17 protein-coding genes are annotated in these 19,414 nt (G+C 71.2%); 9 read left to right on the top strand and 8 right to left on the bottom strand.

Features of this window, described 5'->3' with window-relative positions; genetic code table 11:
* Positions 1-69 precede the first annotated feature (69 nt).
* The 5 genes from POL72_RS51065 to POL72_RS43935 all read left to right on the top strand — a co-directional run bounded on the left by POL72_RS51065 (position 70) and on the right by POL72_RS43935 (position 7,976).
* Positions 70-1,629 (top strand): sensor histidine kinase, encoded by a 1,560-nt coding sequence (locus tag POL72_RS51065; RefSeq protein ID WP_272102874.1) that lies wholly within the window; start codon positions 70-72, stop codon positions 1,627-1,629.
* A complete protein-coding gene (locus POL72_RS43950; protein WP_272102873.1) occupies positions 1,626-3,545 on the top strand; it encodes a sensor histidine kinase in 1,920 nt (639 codons plus the stop codon). Before POL72_RS51065 ends, POL72_RS43950 begins: the two co-directional genes overlap by 4 nt.
* Before the next feature lie 83 nt (positions 3,546-3,628).
* On the top strand, positions 3,629-4,651 hold the full coding sequence (gene ruvB / locus POL72_RS43945; protein WP_272102872.1) for a Holliday junction branch migration DNA helicase RuvB: 1,023 nt from the start codon (positions 3,629-3,631) through the stop codon (positions 4,649-4,651).
* A 107-nt stretch (positions 4,652-4,758) separates the two neighbouring features.
* Entirely contained in the window at positions 4,759-6,780 is a 2,022-nt protein-coding gene (locus POL72_RS43940; protein ID WP_272102871.1) for a PAS domain S-box protein, read from the top strand.
* Positions 6,781-6,815: 35 nt separating this feature from the next.
* The gene (locus tag POL72_RS43935; RefSeq protein ID WP_272102870.1) at positions 6,816-7,976 is read left to right on the top strand and encodes a sensor histidine kinase; all 1,161 of its coding nucleotides are present in this window, start codon (positions 6,816-6,818) and stop codon (positions 7,974-7,976) included.
* Between the two features lie 21 nt (positions 7,977-7,997).
* Here POL72_RS43935 and POL72_RS43930 read toward each other — a convergent pair whose 3' ends face one another.
* The 7 genes from POL72_RS43930 to POL72_RS43900 form a co-directional block, all read right to left on the bottom strand.
* The gene (locus POL72_RS43930) at positions 7,998-8,516 is read right to left on the bottom strand and encodes a hypothetical protein (RefSeq protein ID WP_272102869.1); all 519 of its coding nucleotides are present in this window, start codon (positions 8,514-8,516) and stop codon (positions 7,998-8,000) included.
* On the bottom strand, positions 8,516-9,241 hold the full coding sequence (locus POL72_RS43925; protein ID WP_272102868.1) for an anti-sigma factor family protein: 726 nt from the start codon (positions 9,239-9,241) through the stop codon (positions 8,516-8,518). Before POL72_RS43925 ends, POL72_RS43930 begins: the two co-directional genes overlap by 1 nt.
* Complete coding sequence (locus POL72_RS43920; RefSeq protein WP_272102867.1) at positions 9,238-10,038, bottom strand: sigma-70 family RNA polymerase sigma factor; 801 nt, start codon at positions 10,036-10,038, stop codon at positions 9,238-9,240. Before POL72_RS43920 ends, POL72_RS43925 begins: the two co-directional genes overlap by 4 nt.
* A gap of 113 nt (positions 10,039-10,151) precedes the next feature.
* Positions 10,152-11,303, bottom strand: a complete 1,152-nt coding sequence (locus tag POL72_RS43915) for a S1C family serine protease (RefSeq protein WP_272102866.1) — start codon at positions 11,301-11,303, stop codon at positions 10,152-10,154.
* The gene (locus POL72_RS43910) at positions 11,300-11,602 is read right to left on the bottom strand and encodes a DUF1844 domain-containing protein (protein ID WP_272102865.1); all 303 of its coding nucleotides are present in this window, start codon (positions 11,600-11,602) and stop codon (positions 11,300-11,302) included. Before POL72_RS43910 ends, POL72_RS43915 begins: the two co-directional genes overlap by 4 nt.
* The gene (locus POL72_RS43905; RefSeq protein ID WP_272102864.1) at positions 11,599-11,829 is read right to left on the bottom strand and encodes a hypothetical protein; all 231 of its coding nucleotides are present in this window, start codon (positions 11,827-11,829) and stop codon (positions 11,599-11,601) included. Before POL72_RS43905 ends, POL72_RS43910 begins: the two co-directional genes overlap by 4 nt.
* Before the next feature lie 42 nt (positions 11,830-11,871).
* Entirely contained in the window at positions 11,872-12,480 is a 609-nt protein-coding gene (locus POL72_RS43900) for an FKBP-type peptidyl-prolyl cis-trans isomerase (RefSeq protein WP_272102863.1), read from the bottom strand.
* A gap of 199 nt (positions 12,481-12,679) precedes the next feature.
* Here POL72_RS43900 and POL72_RS43895 point away from each other — a divergent pair, with 199 nt between their 5' ends.
* Genes POL72_RS43895 through POL72_RS43880 form a run of 4 tightly spaced genes read left to right on the top strand, consistent with a single transcriptional unit; the run spans position 12,680 to position 17,267 of the window.
* Complete coding sequence (locus POL72_RS43895) at positions 12,680-14,017, top strand: efflux RND transporter periplasmic adaptor subunit (RefSeq protein ID WP_272102862.1); 1,338 nt, start codon at positions 12,680-12,682, stop codon at positions 14,015-14,017.
* Positions 14,018-14,023: 6 nt separating this feature from the next.
* A complete protein-coding gene (locus POL72_RS43890) occupies positions 14,024-14,821 on the top strand; it encodes an ABC transporter ATP-binding protein (protein WP_272102861.1) in 798 nt (265 codons plus the stop codon).
* Entirely contained in the window at positions 14,818-16,038 is a 1,221-nt protein-coding gene (locus tag POL72_RS43885) for an ABC transporter permease (RefSeq protein ID WP_272102860.1), read from the top strand. The genes POL72_RS43890 and POL72_RS43885 overlap by 4 nt, the downstream gene beginning before the upstream one ends.
* Positions 16,035-17,267 carry an ABC transporter permease gene (locus POL72_RS43880; protein WP_272102859.1) on the top strand — a complete coding sequence of 411 codons (1,233 nt, stop codon included), beginning with the start codon at positions 16,035-16,037 and terminating at the stop codon, positions 17,265-17,267. Before POL72_RS43885 ends, POL72_RS43880 begins: the two co-directional genes overlap by 4 nt.
* Before the next feature lie 84 nt (positions 17,268-17,351).
* Here POL72_RS43880 and POL72_RS43875 read toward each other — a convergent pair whose 3' ends face one another.
* Entirely contained in the window at positions 17,352-19,391 is a 2,040-nt protein-coding gene (locus POL72_RS43875) for a S1 RNA-binding domain-containing protein (protein WP_272102858.1), read from the bottom strand.
* Positions 19,392-19,414: the final 23 nt, after the last annotated feature.

Genomic DNA, 19,414 nt, shown 5'->3' with positions numbered 1-19,414 from the left:
GCTAGTTCCCTCCGCGCGCCCGAGGTAGCCCGTGCGCCGCCCGAAGCGCGCTAGCATCCTGACTCCGCCGTGGCCCGCCGTCGTCGCCTCATCCGCTGGCCCCGTGGCACGACGCCGCTCGTGCCGCTCGCGCCCGCGATCGTGATCGTCGTGGGGATCGCCACGGCGGTGGCGATCGCGCTGATCGGCATCGGCCAGCTCGCGAAGATGAGCGATCAGGCCGCGAGCCTGCGCGCCGAGGTGCTGGCCGCGACGCTCTCGGCGCGGCTCCGCGGGACCATCGAGGGGGAGCGGACGGCGTTCCTGAGAGAGGCGGCGCGGCGGGCTGGGTCGGAGATCCTGCTCGTCGATCAGGGCGGTCACGTGCTGATCAACGAGAGCTTCAGCGCGCCTGCCAGGACCGGCATCGTCCAGATGCTCACCCTGGGCAAGGGCGAGACGACGACCTCGCTCGGCCGCGTCCGGTTCGCGGCGCGCCCGCTGCACCCGCCGCTCTCTCACCTCTCGGTGCTCACCTTCGTCTCGGCGCCGAGCCCGCCGCCCGACTCGATCGCGCTCGGCAACGCCGTCGCGGCGCTCACGGTGCTGCTGCTCGGCGTGGCCGTCGCGGTCGCGCTCTCGTTCACCAAGTCGGCGCGCGACGATGTCGACTACCTGCGCGAGCGCATCACGGCGATGGCGCGCGGACAGGTCCAGAGCGCGCTGCCCACGGACGTGATCCAGGCCGAGCCCGTGCCGATCAGGTCGCTCGACCAGGTCGGCCTCCTGACGGCGGCCTTCAACCTCCTGATCACCCGCTTCGCCGCGGCGGAGCGCACCTACCGGGCGGACCTCCAGCAGGCCTCCGCGATGGACCGCGAGCGCTCGGCGTTCCTCGCGGGGCTGAGCCACGAGCTGCGCACGCCGCTCAACGCCATCCTCGGGTTCGCGCACGTCCTGGAGAGCGAGGTCGACGGGCCGCTCAGCCAGGACGCGCGCGAGGCGCTGTCGGTCATCCGGCAGAGCGGCGAGCACCTGCGCACGCTCATCGACGACATCCTCGACCTCTCGGCGCTCGAGACGGGCAAGCTCCAGCTCTCCCGCCGCGCCGTCAACCTCCGCGCCCTCGTCGACCAGGTGATGCGGGAGGCGTCCGCGGCGGCGCGCGACAAGCCTCTCCAGCTGCGCGTCACCGGGGACCACGCCCTCGTCGCGCACGCCGATCCGCGGAGGGTGCGGCAGATCCTGACGAACCTCGTCTCGAACGCCGTCAAGTTCACGGCGCGCGGCTCGGTGACGGTCAGCATCACGGGGCGCGGCCGCTACGCGGCGATCGTCGTCCAGGACACCGGCCCCGGCATCCCGCCGGAGGAGACGTCGGCGGTCTTCGAGGAGTACCGGCAGACCGGCGACGTGCGCTCGCGCCGGGCCGGGACGGGGCTCGGGCTCTCGATCGCGCGGCGCCTCGTGCTGATGCACGGCGGGACGATCCAGCTGGAGAGCGAGCTCGGGCGGGGCTCGACCTTCACGATCACCCTGCCGATGTGGATCGTGCAGCAGCCCCTGTTCGCGCCGACCCCGCCCACGCCCGACGCGGCGCCGCCGGGGAACGACCCCGGCGCCGGCGGCCCCCAGGGGAGGATCGCATGACCGAGGAGCGCATGAGGGACGACGCGATCCACTTCGCGAGGCGCGTGCTCGTCCGCCAGGCGCTGGTCGGCGTCGCCGCGTTCGGGGCGATCGCGGCGCTCGCGCCGAAGCTGCTCATCCTGGAGCAGCGCGTCGCCGCCAGCGTGCTCTCGGTCGGCGCCAAGATCGCGCTCGCCGCGATCTGCGCGACCACGCTGCTGACGCTGCTCCGGCTGCGCACCCACCAGAACCTGCTGCGCTCGCTCGTGATCGGCTCGCGCGACGTCGATCACGAGGAGCTCGAGCGGTTCGCCGGGCTCCCGACCTCGCTGGCGCTGCGCTTCGTGCTGGCGAGCTCGACGATCTCGAGCCTCATGATGATCCCCGGGATCAGGCCGGAGAAGCTCGACGACGGACGCGCGGTCAGCCTGCTCATCCTCGCGATCACGATCCTCAGCGCGTCCGCGATCCCGCACTACGTGCTGACGCGCGCCGCGGCGTTCAGCCTCTTCGAGATCAGCCCGGCCGAGGCGATCGGCGCCTTGCTCGAGACCGCCGAGCTCTACCAGACGCCGCGCCGACGGGTCACCTCGAAGCTGCTCCTGGCCGTCGCCACGCCGGTGCTGCTCGTCGGCGTCGGGGCGGTGCTCATCGCGAACGCGCACCTCCAGACGTTCATCGAGCGCAGCCGGCGCTCGACCGCGGGGCTCATCGCGCGCACGGCGCTCGACCCGTCGCTCGGGGCCATCGACGCGGCCGGCCGCAACGACGTCGTGTCCTCTGCGGCGGAGTTCGGGTTCCTCGCGCGCCTGGAGCACGACTGCGTGGGCGCGGAGCCCTCCTTCGGCCGCGAAGCCGACGGGCAGATCGCCGTGATCACGCCGCTCGACTACGGCTGCGTCAACACCCGGTTCTCCGCCGACCTCGAGCCCTCCGCCGCGATCTGGGGCGCGCTCGTCGCGCTGCTCGCGGTGCTGGTCGCCGGCGCGCTCGGCAACCTGTTCGGCCGCGTCCTCGCTGCCGATCTCGTGCACGCCACGAAGCAGGTGCGCTTGCTCGGCACGGACAGCGTGCTCCGTGGCGCCACCCAGATCGCGCGCCCCGCCCGGTTCGCCGTCGTCGCCCGGCTCGGGCACGCCATCGAGGACCTCGCCGAGCGCTTCCGCGTCTTCGCCGCGGCGCAGGAGCGCGCGCTCGAGGCCCGCGAGGCGGCGCAGCGCATGCGCGGCCTCCTGTTCGCGAGCGTGAGCCACGACCTCAAGAGCCCGCTGAACGCCATCCTCGGGTTCGCCGAGCTCGTGGGCCAGGAGGATCTGACCCCCGCGCAGCGCGAGAGCCTGGAGCTCATCGCGACGCGCGGCCGGGAGCTCCTCGGCCTCATCGAGTCGATCCTCGACGCCGCCCGCGTCGAGGCCGGGCAGCTCACGCTCGAGCCCCAGCCGACGTCCGTCGGCTGGCTCATCGCGGGCGCGCTCCGCAAGGCGCGCGAGCTCGCGAGCGACGCCGGCGGCGAGGTCGTCATCGAGGTCGGCGACACGTTGCCGCTGATCCCCGTCGATCAAGCGTACGCGACGCGCGCGATCGCGGTCATCGTCGCGCACGCGCTCCGGACCGGCGCGGCCGACCCGTCGGCGCGCCTCGTGCGCCTCACGGCGACGATGGCCGGCGAGTTCAACAACGAGGTCCGCATCGACATCGAGTACGGCAGCCGCGACGTGCCGCCGGACGAGCTCGAGGCCCTGTTCAGCCGGCAGACCACGGCGCGCGGGCGCGGCCTGACGCTGGGCCTGAGCCACGCGCGATCGGTGATCGAGCTCCATGGCGGCTCTCTCGAGGTGGACGGCGCCCCCGACGGCCGGCCGCTCTGCCGCGCTCGTCTGCCGCGCATCCCGCCCCCACGCCGTCCCCGCCTGTCCTCTGTCCCTGCGCTCGGCTGACCTCGCCCAGCGCCCCGAGGCGACCCGCGCCGCCGCCGCGCGGATCGCTTCCCTTCGCTGCTTGCACGCGGTACGCCCGTGGCATGCCTGAACGGGCGCTCTCTCCTGCCGAGACAGGCGACGACGATCGCTTCGACCGCCTCTTCCGGCCTGCCTCGCTCGCTGAGTACGTCGGCCAGGCCAAGCACACGGAGAACCTCAAGGTCTTCGTCGAGGCCGCGCGCCGGCGGCGCGAGCCGCTGGACCACATGCTGTTCTGTGGCCCGCCCGGCCTGGGCAAGACAACGCTCGCCCACATCATCGCCCGCGAGATGGGCGTCGCCCTCCACGTCACGAGCGGGCCGGCGATCGAGCACAAGGGCGCGCTGGCCGGCCTGCTGACGAAGCTGGAGCGCAACGACGTGCTGTTCATCGACGAGATCCACCGGCTCACGCCGGCGGTCGAGGAGAGCCTCTACCCCGCGATCGAGTCGTTCAACATCGACATCATGACCGGTGACGGCCCGTACGCGACGACGATCCAGCTCGCGCTGAAGCCCTTCACGCTCGTGGGCGCGACGACCCGCACCGGGCTGCTCACCGCGCCGCTCCTGTCGCGCTTCGGCCACGTCGTCCGCCTCGACTTCTACCCCGTCGAGGAGCTCGAGCGCATCGTACAGCGCAGCGCCGGTCTGCTCGACGTGCCGATCGACGCCGGCGGAGCGCGCGAGATCGCGGCGCGCGCGCGGGGGACGCCGCGCGTCGCCAACCGCCTCCTGCGCCGCGTCCGCGACTTCGCCGAGGTGCTGGGCGACGGCGCGATCACGATGGAGATCGCGCGGAAGACCGCGGAGCGGCTCGAGATCGACGCGGCCGGCCTCGACGAGATGGATCGCCGGCTGCTGCGCGTCATCGTCGATCACTACGACGGCGGCCCTGTGGGCATCGACACCCTGGCCGCGGCGCTCAGTGAGCCACGCGACACGATCGAGGACGTGTACGAGCCGTTCCTGCTCCAGCAGGGCTTCGTCGGCCGCACGCCGCGCGGAAGGGTCGCGACCCGCCGCGCCTACGAGCACCTGGGCATCGCGGCTCCAGCGGCGAAGCAGGGGGATCTCTTCTCCTGATCCCAGCGCCGCGCGGGCCGCGCAATGCGTTGCGCAACGCCGCGCAACGCCGCGCCGATGCCCGGAATTCTCTCATCGCTCCAGCCTGGAGTCGCTAAGCTTGGCGTGTGCCTCGCCGTGATCCTGTGCTCGTCGTGGACGACGACGCCGTCAGCCGGCAGATGCTGCTGCACGCGCTGGCCGACGCGGGCATCGAGGCCGTCGCGGTCACCTCGGGCGCGGACGCGCTCGCCTGGCTCAAGGCGAGCGTGCCCGCGCTCGTGCTGCTCGACCTCGTGATGCCGCCCCCTGACGGCTACGTGGTCCTCAGCGCCGTGCGGGACGCCCCTCGGACGCAGGACGTCCCCGTCGTCGTGCTGACCGCGCTCGACGCGGACGAGGAGGTCGCCCGCGCCTTCGAGCTCGGCGCGGACGATTTCATCCGCAAGCCGTTCCGCCCCGCCGAGCTGATCGCGCGCATCCGTGGGCAGCTCCGGATCCGGGACTACGTCGACGCGCTCGCGCGCAAAGAGCACGACGCGAAGGTGGTCCTCGAGCTCACGCAGGCGCTCTCCTCGACGCTCGACTTCCGGAACATCCTCTTCACCGTCGTGCGGCGCATCGCCGAGGTGGCGCGCGTCGACCGCTGCAGCATCGTCCTCGTGCGCGACGCGGGCGACGTCGGCTACGTGGTCGCCGCGAGCGACGACAAGGAGCTGCGGGATCTGCCGATCGATCTCGGCAAGTACCCGGAGATCCAGCGCGTCATGCGCACGGGTGACGTGCTCGTGATCGACGACGCGAAGGCGCACCCGCTGTTCGACATCGTGCGCGCGGAGCTCCCGGAGAACGCGTTCCGCTCGCTGGCGCTCCTGCCGATCCTGTTCGAGGACAAGCCGCTCGGCGTGCTCTTCTTGCGCGGCCGGCAGCCGGTGGCCCCCCACGCTCACGAGCTCTCGCTGGCCCGCACGGTCGCGAGCGCCACCGCGATCGCCCTGCGCAACGCGCGCATCCTGCAGTCGCTCCGCGATCAGACGCAGCAGAGCACCTTCGCCCGGTTCGAGGCGGAGCGCCGGCTGAAGGCGCTCCAGCGCTACGCCGACTTCTTCTACTCGACGGCCGACGGCATCGTCGTCGTCGATCCTGACGGCCACATCCTCTTCTCCAACCCGCGCGCGCAGGCGATCACCGGGCGCACTGCGGAGGACCTCGAGCGCGCGAACCTGGCCGATCTCGTCGACGCGCGCGAGCACCCTCTCCTCGAGGAGATCCGGGCCGGCTTCGCCAAGGGATCGTTCCCGCACATGGTGGACTTCACGGTGCGGCGGGGCGAGCACGAGCGGCTCATCCTGAGCTTCAGCTTCAGCAGCGTCCTTCGCGAGGAGAGCGGCGCCGTCCTGGTCAGCTTCCGCGACGTCACCACGGAGCGCGCCACCGAGGCGGAGCTCACCAAGACCAAGGAGTTCCTGGAGCGCGTCATCGACAGCTCGGTCGACGCGATCGTCTCGGCCGACATGGAGGGCGTCGTCCTGCTCTTCAACCGCGCCGCCGAGCGGATCTACGGGTATGACGCGAAGGAGGTCGTCGGCGTGATGAACGCCCGCGCGCTCTACCCCGACCACAACGCCGAGCACATCATGAGGCTCATCCACGCGAAGGAGCACGGCGGTCCCGGCCGGCTCGAGGGCTACCGGACCGAGGTCCTGGCCAGGGACGGGTCGCGGATCCCGGTGCACCTCTCCGCGGCGCTGATCTTCGAGAACGGCGTCCCGGTCGGCTCCGTCGGCATCTTCACGGACCTGCGGGAGCGGATGCGGATGGAGGCCCGCCTCACCGAGGCGCAGGAGGAGCTCCGCGCTCGCGAGAAGCAGGCCATCATCGCCGAGCTCGCGGGCGCGGCCGCGCACGAGCTGAACCAGCCGCTCACCAGCGTGCTCGGCTACGCCGAGCTGATCTGCCGTCGGATCGACGACGCGTCCCCCATCAAGGGGGCCGCAGCCACGATCCGCAGCGAAGCCGAGCGGATGGCGGAGATCGTCCGCAAGATCGGCAAGATCACCCGCTATGAGACGAAATCCTATGTCGGCGCCGCGAAGATCATCGATCTCGACCGGTCGAGCGGCGACGACCCGAACAGGGTGATCGGGTGAGCGGAAAGACCGCGGAGCGCCTGGGGGAGCAGCCATTGTCCGACGCTCCCGTCACGCTCCGGAAGCCGCTCACCCGGGACATCCCGCTCGAGTGGGTGGACAGCCTGCTGATCGCGTCGAGCGAGCTGGATCCGTCGGCCTCCATCGAGCAGCGCGCCTCGACGCTGCTCGGCGCGGCCGCGAAGGTGCTCACGGCCTGCGGGCTCGGCGTCTACATCCCCGGCGCGACCGGGGCGCAGGTGGCCGTCCGGGTCTCGCCGCGCGCTCGCCGCGACGACGTCCGCGATCCGGCGCGGCTCCTCCCGGAGTTCGCCTTCGAGCGCGTCGTGGCCATCGAGCCCGGAGGTCGCTCGACGATGCACATCGCGGCCGACGACGCCGCGTACCTCGACAGCGCGCCGGTAGAGGCGCTGGTCGATCGGCTCGTGCTCACCTTGGGCGCGTCGCTCCGCGAGGCGCGCGCGCACGAGTCGCTGCGCGCTCAGGTCATGCAGGCCGAGAAGCTGGCCTCGCTCGGGAAGATGGCCGCAGGCGTCGTGCACGAGCTCAACAACCCGCTCACCTCGATCCTCGCCTACTCCGAGTACCTGCGCCGCAAGGGCGAGCGCGGCGGCTTCGACCCCTCGGACATCGAGCGGCTCGCGAGGATCAACGACGCGGCGGATCGCATCCGCCGGTTCTCGCGCGACCTGATCGCCTACGCGCGGCCGTCCACGGAGAAGCCGGGCGCCGTCTCGCTCCACGACATCATCGAGCGCGCGCTCGTCTTCTGCGAGCACCTCCTCGACCAGACGGGCGTCACCGTCGAGAGATGCTTCGACGAGATCCCTCCGGTTTGCGGCGTCATCGACCCGCTGACGCAGGTGTTCGTGAACCTGTTCACGAACGCCGCGCACGCGATGCACGAGCGCGGCGGCTGCCTCGGCATCGCCACCGCGATGTCGGCGGAGGACGGCTACATCACGGTGACGATCCGCGACGACGGACACGGGATCGAGCCCGAGCACCTGCCGAGGATCTTCGACCCCTTCTTCACGACGAAGACCGATGGAACCGGCACCGGGCTAGGCCTGAGCATCGTAAGGAACATCGTTGCGTCGCACGGCGGCAGCATCCGCGCGGATGCGCGCGCCCCGCGCGGGACGGTCTTCTCTCTGGATCTGCCGATCGCGCTGCCGTCCTCGGCCCGCCGCTGAGCAGGGGCGAGCTCCCTCGGCTCAGGGCGCGACCTTGATGCCGATCACGAGCACGCCGCCCATGTGCTGCTGACCCGCAACGAAGAAGTTCTCGCCGGCCTTGGCGTTCACCTCGAGCAGCGGCAGGAACGTGGTGCCACCGGGCTTCTGGATGCTCGCGCTGACGACGAAGCGCCTCGGCTCGTCCTTCTTCTTCGCGGCCACCACGTCCTTCAGCGACACCATGAGGACGCTGCCGTTCGGCAGCTTCGTCGTTGTCGGCTTCCCCTTTTGCAGGCTGACCTTCAGCCGTTCGAGGAGCTTGTAGCTGTTGTACGCCGAGAACGGCGGCTTCCCGAGCTCGGGCATCTTGCCGATCTTCGGGTCGATGCCTTTCCCATCGTTCGTCGCGTGGAGGATCACGATCTCGGACGTGATCTCGGCGTCCGACGGCGCCGCTTGCGGGGGGGCCGGCGCCTGCTCTTGCGCGACGGCAGGGGAAGGGCTCACGCCGAGCGCCAGGACCATGGTCGCGGTGATCGCACTCGCAAGAAATCTCATCACTGTCCTCCCGGACCGTCATCGGAGAGCCAGACCACCGTGGTCGTCGGGCCTGAAGCCACGGCCTCCTGCGGGACGTAAAAGATGGTGCCCATGCGTGCCCCGAAGTCGACCGCGGCGATCTCGACGCCGGGCTCGACCTCCCCCTCCAAGCTCGGCGCGGCGTCCGGCTCCTTCGTCGGCGCCGCGAGCAACGCGGAGGGCGCCTCGGGCGGCGGGGCGAGCAACGCGGAGGGCGCCGATGTCGTCAGCTCCGCGGTGGGTGCCTCCACGCCCATCTTGCCCCACACCATCAAGGCGGCGGCCGCCGCCACGGCGAGCGCCGTCAGCGCGAAGATCCCGCGCGAGTTGTCGTTCGCCGGCGCTCCCTGGAGCCGCGCCCGAGCGCGGGGCGGCTGGCCCGACGGCGACGCCGCGAGCGGCGGCGCGACGGCGCCCCCGTCCACCCGCGCGGCGCCCCTCTGCCCTTCGAAGATCTTCGCCATCACCCCGTCGGCGATGCCGTCGGCCGCGCTGGAGGCCAGCGCGCTCTCCTGGACCATGTCGGCCGCGGTGACGAGCGCTGCGACCTTCGCTCGGCAGCGCGGGTCGTGGAGCACGTACTCCTCCACCTGTTGGTGGCGAGCCTCATCGAGCTCACCGTCGACATAGAGCATCAGCTCCAGGTCCGTCGGCGGGGCGCTCGCTTCCCCGTGATTCGCCTTGCTGCTGTTGGCGGTGCTCACGCGATCTCCTCCGGGTCCTCTGCTGGGGCCTTGCCCTCTTCCTCCGCGTAACAGTCAGCGAGGGCGCGCTGAAGCTTCTGACGGGCGTGGAACAGGCGGCTCATGATCGTCCCCTTCGAGACCCCCATGGCCTGAGCCATTTCCTCGTACGACATGCCCTCCACCTCCCGCATCAGGATCACGCCTCGGTGGTAGGGCGGCAGCGCGTCGAGCGCGGCCTGGATGCGCCCGGCGATCTCCCGGCGCCGGACGACGTTGAGGGGGTCCGCGCCGTCGATCCGAGCGACGAGCGGGAAATCGGACTGCTCGTCCGCCGCCTGGTTCTCCTGGAGCTCGAGGTCGCGGCGTCCCGGCTTCCGCATGAGGTCGATCGCCAGGTTCGTGACGATCCTGTAGAGCCAGGTGAAGAACGAGGAGCCCCCCTGAAAGGAGCCGAGGCCCTTGTAGACCCGGAGGAAGGCGTCCTGCACCAGCTCGCGCGCGTCGTTCTCGTCGCGGACGAGCCCCATCGCGATCGCGAACGCCCTGCGCTGGTGCCGTTCGACGAGCGAGCGGAAAGCCGCCTGGTCCCCCTTCTGCGCCCGCTCGATGAGCTCACGATCTTCCTCCGCTTCCCGCCGCCGCGCCTCGCGATTGGACGCACGGGAGGAAGCGCTATTCAGGCGCGGGTGGAGCTGCTTCGTTTCGGGGTGGTCGCCCTCCGCGGACAGGTCGTCGCCTTCCGCATCGCCCTCGCCGGGATCACCGGGAGGCGCGACCGGCTCGAGCTCGTCCGGGTGAGAAGGTGCAATGGCCACGGGATCAGCTTACCTGAGGAGGCTGGGGGACGAGGAAGGTCGCGGAGCAGGCGGCCACGCACGGCGCGCGGCAGCCGGCGGACGTGCCGGGCGGCAGACAGCGGACGTCCGGCTCACGGCTCATCGGGCTCGTCGCTGAGCTCGGGCAGCTCGCCCAGCGTGAGGCGGACATCGAAGACCCGCTCCAGCCGCGCGACGCGGAGCGTAACGACCTTGTTCACCCCGGCGATGCTCGCCATCCACCGGAGCTCGTTCGGATCGGAAATCGTCTTTCCCTCGAAGCCGATGATCACGTCGTCCGGCGCGATGCCAGCCCGGTCCGCGGGTCCGCCCGCCACCACGGTCTTCACCCACGCCCCCTTTCGATCGGGGCGCTTGAGCCGCCCCGCCTCGATCGAGTTGAGGACGTCGACGATCACCCCGACCTGGCTCCGCCGGATCTTGCCGTCACGCAGCAGCATCGGGAGCAGCTGCCGGACCATGTTGATCGGGATCGCAAACCCGATGTTGTTCGCGTTGGCGCGCACGGCCGCGTTGATGCCGACCACCTCGCCCTTGAGGTTCAGGAGCGGGCCGCCGGAGTTGCCGGGGTTGATGCTCGCGTCCGTCTGGAGGAAGTTGAAGTAGCCGCTCGGATCGAGCCCCTTCACGTCGTCCCGGGTGCGGCCCTTGGCGGAGAGGATGCCCGCCGAGACCGTGTGGGAGAGGCCGAAGGGGTTGCCGATCGCGACCACCCAGTCGCCGACCTCGATGGTGTCCGAGTCGCCCAGGGGGAGCGACGGGAGCCCCTTCTCCTCGACCTTCAGCACGGCGACGTCCGTGTGTTTGTCGCGGCCGATGACGGTCGCCTTGATGTCACGGCCGTCGACGAAGCTCACGAGGATGTCGGTCGCGCCCTCGATGACGTGGTTGTTCGTCAGCAGGAAGCCCTCCGGATCATAGACGAAGGCGGTGCCGAGCCCCTCGGCGACCGTGCGGCGGCGGCCGCCCGGTTGCTGCTGCCGCTCGACGCGCGCCTTGACCGTCGCGACCGCGGGATCGGCCCTGCGCGCGAGCGGCGCGAAGGAGCCGGGCATGCCCTCGGAGCGGACGATCGGAGGAGGAGGCGGCGCCGACGGAGGCGGCGGCGCGGTCGCCACCGGCACGGCGCCCGAGGGGACGGTGGAGCTGCTTGCGCTAGAAGAGTGGCCAGGAGAGGCCTTGCTGCACGAGGCGACCAGCCAGGCGAGGAGGACCCACGAGAGAGCCCTGGCGCCAACGGTCACGATCGTTTCGAGACCTCGAGGTAGCGCATCCGCAGATCGTAGAGCGCCTGCTCGAGCAGCCTTTCCTCGTCGCCCGAGAGGTTCCCCTTCGTCTTCTCCTGGAGGAGCGACAGCAGATCGATGTCCTGATGCGCGAGGACCAGGTTCTGCTCTTCCCTGCCGTCAGGGCTGGGCGCGTCGCCGAGGTGCACGTACGCGGAGCCGATGATCGACAGCACGAAGGTCGAGAAGTCGAGCGTCGGCAGCTCCGGGGGGCTCCCGAACGGCGGAAGCTCTTCCCGATTCTTCGCGTCGCTCACTCTGCCCCGTCGTCGTCGAGATCGGGCTCGACCCGCGACCCCTGCGCCGACGCGCCGAGCGCCGGCTGATCGACGGCGATCCCCTCGGCTTGCTCCTCCAGGTCCTGCAAGCCCGCGAGGTGCGCCTCGATGGTCCCGGCGCTGAGCGTCCCGCTCGCCAGCAGGCGCTCGCGCACCCGGCGATCGAGCTGCAGCTCCGTCAGCTTGCCCTTCTCACCTACGGTCATGATGTGTGATCTCCTCGGACAACCCGCCAGTTCGCGGCGGGCTTATGACGACTTCTTCGAGAGCGTCACGAGCACCCCATCCCCGTGCTCGTGATGGTGGCCGTGATCGTGGTCGTGGTCGTGGTCATGGTCGTGATCGCAGCAGCCCTCGCCCTCGGACTCCTCGATGCGCTCCTCCAGCTCGGCCTGAGCCTGCGCGATCTCCTCCTCGCTGGCGGCGCGCACGTCCTTGACCTGAACCTGGAAGCGCACCTTCTGGCCTGCCAGGGGGTGATTCGTGTCCACCCGGAAGCCTTCGGGGAGGATCTCGATGACCCGGAGCGCGATCGGTGAGCCGTCCGGGCCCTGGGCGACGAACTCGTCGCCCACCTCGACAGCGCCGCCATCGGGGAAATCCGCCTTGTCGACCTCGAAGACGCCAGCGTCATCGCGCTCGCCGAACGCATCCTCCGCCTCGACGGTGATCTCGCGCTGCTCGCCCGCCCGCAGCCCTTCCAGGGCACGCTCCAGCCCGGGCACGATCTGGGCATAGCCGTGCGTGTAAACGAGCGGCTCCGCGGTCGATGCCTCATCCACGGTCTCGCCGTTTTCGTTGAAGAGGACGTAGGACAGCGTGACGACCGTATCCGTTGCGATGGGCAGCGACTCCATGGGGCGGCGGTTGGTCTGCCACGGCGGTTCCGCGGTTTCAAGCGAGGCGCGCTTGCGCAGCAGCGTGCTATGAGGACGTCCGATGGCCGACTCCATGGCTCGGGCGACCGGTCGCGACCCCCTCGACGCGTCGCCCCCTGCTGAGCAGGCCGCCACGGAAACCGAGCGTCTCCGTCCCGGAGAGGCGCCGCCGGGCGAGATGCGACCGGCCTCGGCCGCGCCGGTTCCCCCCGGCGGCGCGGCAGCCCGGGGCCGCCGCGAGGGCGGACCGCAGCCTCGACGCGGGGGAGAGAGCCTGGAGCAGGAGCTCTCCCGGGTGGGCACGAAGCGCTGGCTCGCTCGGCTCGGCGTCCTCGCGACAATCGCAGCGCTCGTCGCGGGGATCGTCGTCTGGAGGATCCGGACGAGGCCCCCGCCGCCGCCGCGCTACGTCACGGGCGACATCACCACGGGCGACGTGCTCGAAGTGGTCCAGTCGACGGGGCAGGTCAAGCCGCTCACCGAGGTGCAGATCGGCGCCCAGGTCTCGGGGCGAATCACCAAGGTCTACGTCGACTTCAACAGCATCGTGAAGGCCGGCGACGTGCTGGCCGAGATCGATCCGACGCTCTTCGGGGCGCAGATCGACTCGAACCAGGCGCAGATCGCGGCGGCGAACGCGAGCGTCGTGCGCTCGGAGGCCTCGCTGGGGACCGCCAGGCAGCGGCTCGATCGCGCGAGGAAGATGGTCGCGGAGGGGGTGGGCTCGCAAGCGGATCTGGACACCGCGCAGGGCGCCTATGACGTCGCGCTCGCCGACGTCGCGGCCTCCAAGGCGCAGGTGGCGCAGCTCAGGGCGGTGCTCCGCTCCTCCACGACGAACCTCCAGTACACGCGCATCTTCTCGCCCATCGACGGGGTCGTCATCAGCCGCGCGATCGACCCCGGGCAGACCGTGGCGGCGAGCTTCCAGGCGCCGACCCTCTTCGTGATCGCCCAGGATCTCCGCAAGATGCGCGTGCTCGCCGACATCGACGAGGCGGACGTCGGGCGGCTCCGCGAGGGCATGGCGGCGGACGTGAGCGTCGATGCGTTCCCGGGCGAGACGTTCCGAGGGACGGTGAGCCAGGTGCGCTACAGCCCGTTGAGCCAGTCCGGCGTCGTGACCTACGCGGCGGTCGTCGAGGTCGACAACCCCGACGTCAAGCTCCGGCCGGGGATGACGGCGACGGTGAGCGTCCGGTCCGCCGAGGCCAGGGGGGTGCGGCGGCTGCCGAACGCGGCGCTCCGGTTCAAGCCGGCCCCGGCGCGGGACAAGGACGGCAAGGAGATCAAGGCGCCGCCCCTCGAGCCGCTCCCGCCGAAGAAGGGCCGGATCTACGTGCTGACCGACGCGACGCCGGGGGCGGAGAAGATCGAGCCGCGCGTCGTCGACGTGGGGATCACCGACGGCATCTTCACCGCGCTGGCGTCCGATCTCGGGCCGCTCAAGGTCGTCACCGACGAGAACGACGATCCGTCAGCGAGCGGCAAGGGGCGCGGCCCTCGGCTGTTCTGAGGCGTGATGCTGCCCCAGAGCCAAGACGTCGCCGCGGCGCCCCGGGACGAGCCGCTCATCGAGCTCTCGAGCGTCGGCAAGGACTACACGACCGAGGCCGTCATCGTGAGGGCGCTTCGGCACGTGGATCTGACCATCCAGCACGGCGATTTCGTCGCGATCGTCGGGCAGAGCGGCTCGGGCAAGAGCACCCTGATGAACATCATCGGGTGTCTGGACCGGCCGACGCAGGGCACGTACCGGCTCGACGGCCTCGACGTCACCCGGCGCAGCAACGACGCGCGCGCGATCGTCAGGAACCGCCTTATCGGGTTCGTCTTCCAGGGCTTCAACCTGCTGCCGCGCACCACGGCGCTCGAGAACGTGGAGCTGCCGCTGGTCTATCGGGGCGTCGGCGCGGCGGAGCGGCGCAAGCGGGCGCTCGAGGCGCTCGGCGCGGTGGGGCTGGCCGAGCGCCTGCACCACACGCCGAACCAGCTCTCGGGCGGACAGCAGCAGCGCGTCGCCATCGCGCGGGCGCTCGTCACCTCACCGCCGCTGCTCCTCGCCGACGAGCCCACGGGCAACCTCGACACGCGCACGAGCTACGAGGTGCTCGGGCTGCTGCAGCGGCTCAACCGAGGCGGGATCACGATCGTCCTCGTGACGCACGAGCCGGACATCGCCGCCTGCGCGAGCCGCGTGATCACGATGCGCGACGGCGAGATCCGGAGCGATCTCAGGGACGACCGCCCCGTCGACGCGGCGGCGGCGCTTGCCGCGCTGCCGCTCTCCGAGGCGGAGCGCGACGAGCTCTCGCCATGAGCGGCTACCTCGCCGCCGTCCGGATCGCGCTGCGCGCCATCGTCCGCTCGAAGCTCCGCGCCGCCCTGACGGTGCTCGGCATCCTGATCGGGGTCTCGGCCGTGGTGATCGTCGTGGCGCTCGGGACGGGCGTGCGCAACCGCGTCCTTGGCGAGATCTCGGGCATGGGGGCGAGTTCGATCTACATCTTCCCGCAGTCGACGCAGGCGTCGGGGCTGAGGCGCCGCGAGAACGCGAGGATGTCGGAGGCCGACGGGATCGCGATCCTGAAGGAGTCCACGAGCGTGGCCGCGCTGAGCCCGTTCAGCTCGACGTCGACGCAGGTCGTGGCCGGAGAGGCCAACGTCGCGACCCAGGTCATGGGCGTGACCCGGAGCTACCTCTCGATCCTCTCGTACAGCGTCGGGGTGGGCGAGGGCTGGACCGAGGCCGACGAGCAGCTCAAGGCGAAGGTCTGCCTGATCGGCGAGACCGTCCGGGAGAACCTGTTCGGCTCGGGCGAGGCGGTGGGGCGGTACATCCGGATCGGCAAGCACCCGTTCCGGGTGATCGGGGTGCTCGCGAAGAAGGGGCAATCGCCCTTCGGTGAGGACCAGGATGACCGGCTGCTCATGCCGATCGGCAGCTTCCGGTCGCGGATCGTGCCGAGCGCGCCGGGCAGGGTGCAGATGCTCGTCGCGGCCGCCACGAGCGAGCGGACCGTCGATCGCGCGGTGGAGCAGATCGACAGGATCCTCCGGCAGCGTCACGAGATCGCGCCGGACGACGAGCCGAATTTCGTGATCCGCACGCAGGCGGAGTTCCGCGCCTCCCAGGAGCGGATCCTGGACACCTTGACGATGCTCCTGTCCTCGATCGCCGCGGTGTCGCTCCTCGTCGGCGGGATCGGCGTCATGAACATCATGCTGGTCAGCGTCACCGAGCGGACGCGCGAGATCGGCATCCGCATGGCGATCGGCGCCTCCGAGGGCGACATCCTGGTCCAGTTCCTTGTCGAGGCCATCACCCTCTCGCTCATCGGCGGCGTGCTGGGGCTCGGCGCGGGGCTCGGCGTCATCAAGGCCCTCGCCGCGACGCTCGGCTGGAGCATGACGTTGCCGGCCAGCGCGGTCATCGTCGCGGTGGGGACGAGCGCGACGATCGGGATCGTCTTCGGGTTCTTTCCGGCCCGCCGCGCGGCCCGTCAGGATCCCATCGCCGCCCTGAGGCACGAATGAGCGCCACGCTCACCCGCGTCTTCTCGGCGGTCGTGATCGCGCTGCGCGCCGTCCGCCGGAACAAGCTCCGCGCCGGGCTCACGATCCTGGGGATCACGATCGGCGTCGCGGCCGTCGTCACCGTCACGGCGCTGGCGAGCGGCGCGCGCGCCAACGTCAACGCGCAGATCTCGAACCTCGGCTCCAACTCGCTCATCGTCTTCGCCCGCTCCGCCCGCGCATCAGGCGTCCGCAGCACCGCGGGCGCCAAGCTCTCGGAGCTCGATGGCCAGGCGCTCGCGCGCGAGTCGACGAGCATCCGGCTCGTGGCGCCGTTCCTCAGGTCGAGCGCCCAGGTCATCCACGAGGGCCAGAACGCGAGCCCGACGCTCGTCGGGACGCGCCTGAACTACTTCGAGATCCGGAGCTGGAAGGTCGCGCAGGGAGAGCCGTGGAGCCCCGCCTCGGAGAACCTCTCCGAGAAGGTCGTCGTGATCGGGGCCCAGACCGCGCGCGATCTGTTCGGATCGCTCGATCCGATCGGCCGGATGGTGCGGATCGGCCGCCAGATGTACCGCGTGCTCGGCGTGCTGGAGGAGAAGGGGGCGTCGCCCTTCGGGCAGAGCCAGGACGAGATCGTGCTGATGCCCATCACCACGATGCGGTCGCACGTCATCGCCACGCGGCCCGGGGAGGTTCACGCCATCTTGCTGAGCTCGACGTCGGCCGAGACGTCGGAGCGCGCCAGGCTGCAGGCCGAGGCGATCCTCCGCCAGCGGCACCACATCGGCGAGAACGACGAGGACGACTTCGCCGTCCGCAGCCAGGCGGAGTTCCAGGCCATGCAGGACGCGATCTTCGCGGCGCTCTCGGCGCTGCTCGTCAGCATCGCGGCGGTGTCGCTCGTCGTGGGCGGCATCGGCGTCATGAACATCATGCTGGTCAGCGTCACCGAGCGCACCCGGGAGATCGGCATCCGGATGGCCATCGGCGCCCGGGAGATCGACATCCTGCTGCAGTTCCTGCTCGAGGCGCTCGTGCTCGCCACGCTGGGCGGCGTCGTCGGCAGCGCGCTCGGGTACGGCGTCATCTTCGGCTTCTCGCGCGCGTTCAGCTGGCCGATGAGGCTCGAGCCGACCGCGCTCGCGGTCGCGCTCGGGGTGAGCACGGCGATCGGGATCGTCTTCGGGTTCTTCCCGGCGCGGCGGGCCGCGCGCATGGATCCCGTGAACGCGCTGGGGCGCGAGTAGCGCGAAGCTCGCCGAACCGCGGCGGTGGCTGGTGGAGGATGGAGGCGGAGGCGCCGCTGCACGGGCAGCGCGCGCCTCCCGGGATCAGCTCTTCTTCATCAGGTCGGCGAACGTGCCGAACTTGGCCTCGCGCGCGACCCCCGCGCGGTACTGATGGTACGCCTGCTTCTCGGCGTCCTCCTTGAGGGCGCGGATCGACAGCTTGGCCTCGCCCCGGCGCGGATCCACCTCGATGACCTTCGCGTCGAGCTGGGTCCCGATGGGAAACTCCTTCCGGAGGTCGGTGCCGCGCTGCGTGCCGGTGTGGCCGGCCGGGATGAAGCCGCGGGCCGCTCGCCCCGTGGTGCCGAGCACCCGGACGACGAGCCCCCCTTCGGTCACCTGCGTGACGGACACCTTCACCGCCTTGCCCTGCTGAACGCGCTGGCGCGGCTCGCTCTCCTCGCCCTCGGGCGGAGCAGGGTGGAGCCCGATGCGCCGGCCCGCGGCGTCGCAGGTCGCGACGACGACGTCGACGTCGTCGCCGACCTTCACGACCTCGTTCGGGTGCTGGATCGGCTTCATCGAGAGGTCGGCCGTGTGGATGAGCCCATCGATGCCCGGCTCGAGCTCGATGAACGCGCCGAACGGCTGCAGGCGAGCGACCTTGCCCTTGTGGCGCGTGCCGACCGCGTACTTCTCCTTCACCGCGTCCCACGGATCGACGGTGGCGGCCTTGCGGCTCAGCCAGAGCTTGCCCTTGTCGTCGACGCGGAGGACCTTCACGTCGATCTCCGCGCCCGGCTTGAACAGGTCGGCCAGCTTGGCGCCGCGGTCGTGGCTCGCCTCGCTCATGTGGACCAGCCCCTCGACGCCGCCGGCGTCGGGGAGCGCGACGAACACGCCCCAGGCGACGACCTTGCGCACGATGCCCTTGTGCAGCGAGCCGGGCTCGATCGACGTGAGCGCCTCGGTGCGCGCCTTCCGGCTCTCCTCCTCGAGCATCTTGCGGCGGGACACGACGATGTCGCGCCCCTTCTTCGCGAACTGGGTCACGCCGAAGTCGAGCCGCTGGCCCACGAGGTAGTTGAGGTCCGCGCCGTGGCGCAGATCGACGTGCGACGCCGGCGCGAAGGCGCGGAGGCCGCCGAGGTCGACCTCGAGCCCGCCCTTCACCGCCCCGGTCACGAACCCCTCGATCGACTCGCCGCTCTGGAGCGCAGCCTCGGCGCGCGCGCGCGCCTGATCGAGCTGCACCGGCGCCCTCGACAGGAGGAGCATGCCTCCGCGCACGCCGGTGCTCGCCACCGTCGCGATGAACTGATCACCCTCGATGGGCGGCTCCTCATCGAGGATCTCGCGACGGTCGAACAGCCCCGTCGCCTTCCCGGCGATGTCAATCCAGATGGCATGGTCAGTGATCTTGCTGACCTTGCCGAACACTTCCTCGCCGATGCTGAAGGCCGGGCGCTCGCGCGGTGGCGGCGCGCCCTGCCCCTTGCGCCGCTTGCGCTTCTCGCCGCCAGGCTGCGGCTGCCCGCCCGCCTCGTCGGCCGCTTGCTCCTCCTCGCCCTCGTCTTCTGCCGCGTCGGCCGCGTCGGCCGCCTCAGCGCCGCTGGCCTCGGCCGCCTCAGCAGCCTCGGCCCCGGGCTGGCCGGCCTCTTCCGCGCCCTTGCGGCGACGGCGGCGGCGGCGCTTCTTTCCAGCGCCCCCCTCGGTCTGCGCGGCCGCACCGGCCTCTCCGGCCGGCGCGGGCTTCGCGGCCGGCGCGGGCTTCACAGCCGCCGGAGGGGTCCGCTTGCCAGGCGAGAACCCGGGCTTGCGGTTGCCGATATCGTCCCGCGGCAGGCCTGGAACGCGGTTGCCGATGTTGTCGCCCGGCTGCTCTTCCCACTCGTCGTCGTCAGCGCTCGCCGGGGCGGCGGTTGCCGCCGCGGCCGGTATCGCCTCGGACTGGGTCGAGCTCGCCTGCGGCGACGCTTCTTCGCCGGGCTCGTGGCTCGCTTCGGTCGGGGGGGTGGACCCCGCTTCATGGGCTTGGGCTGCCCGCTCGGGCGCAGCGTTCGACGACTCGAGCGGGCCGCCCTGGTCGGCCGGAGCTCCCGGCGCGTCCGCCGGCGTGATGGTATTTTCGTGGGTATTCATCCGCGCCTCGCGCGACAACGCAT

Source organism: Sorangium aterium (genome assembly GCF_028368935.1).
Classification (GTDB): Bacteria; Myxococcota_A; Polyangia; order Polyangiales; family Polyangiaceae; genus Sorangium; species Sorangium atrum.
The sequence above is the reverse complement of the archived record's forward strand: the minus strand, read 5'-3'. Positions and strand labels throughout refer to the sequence as shown.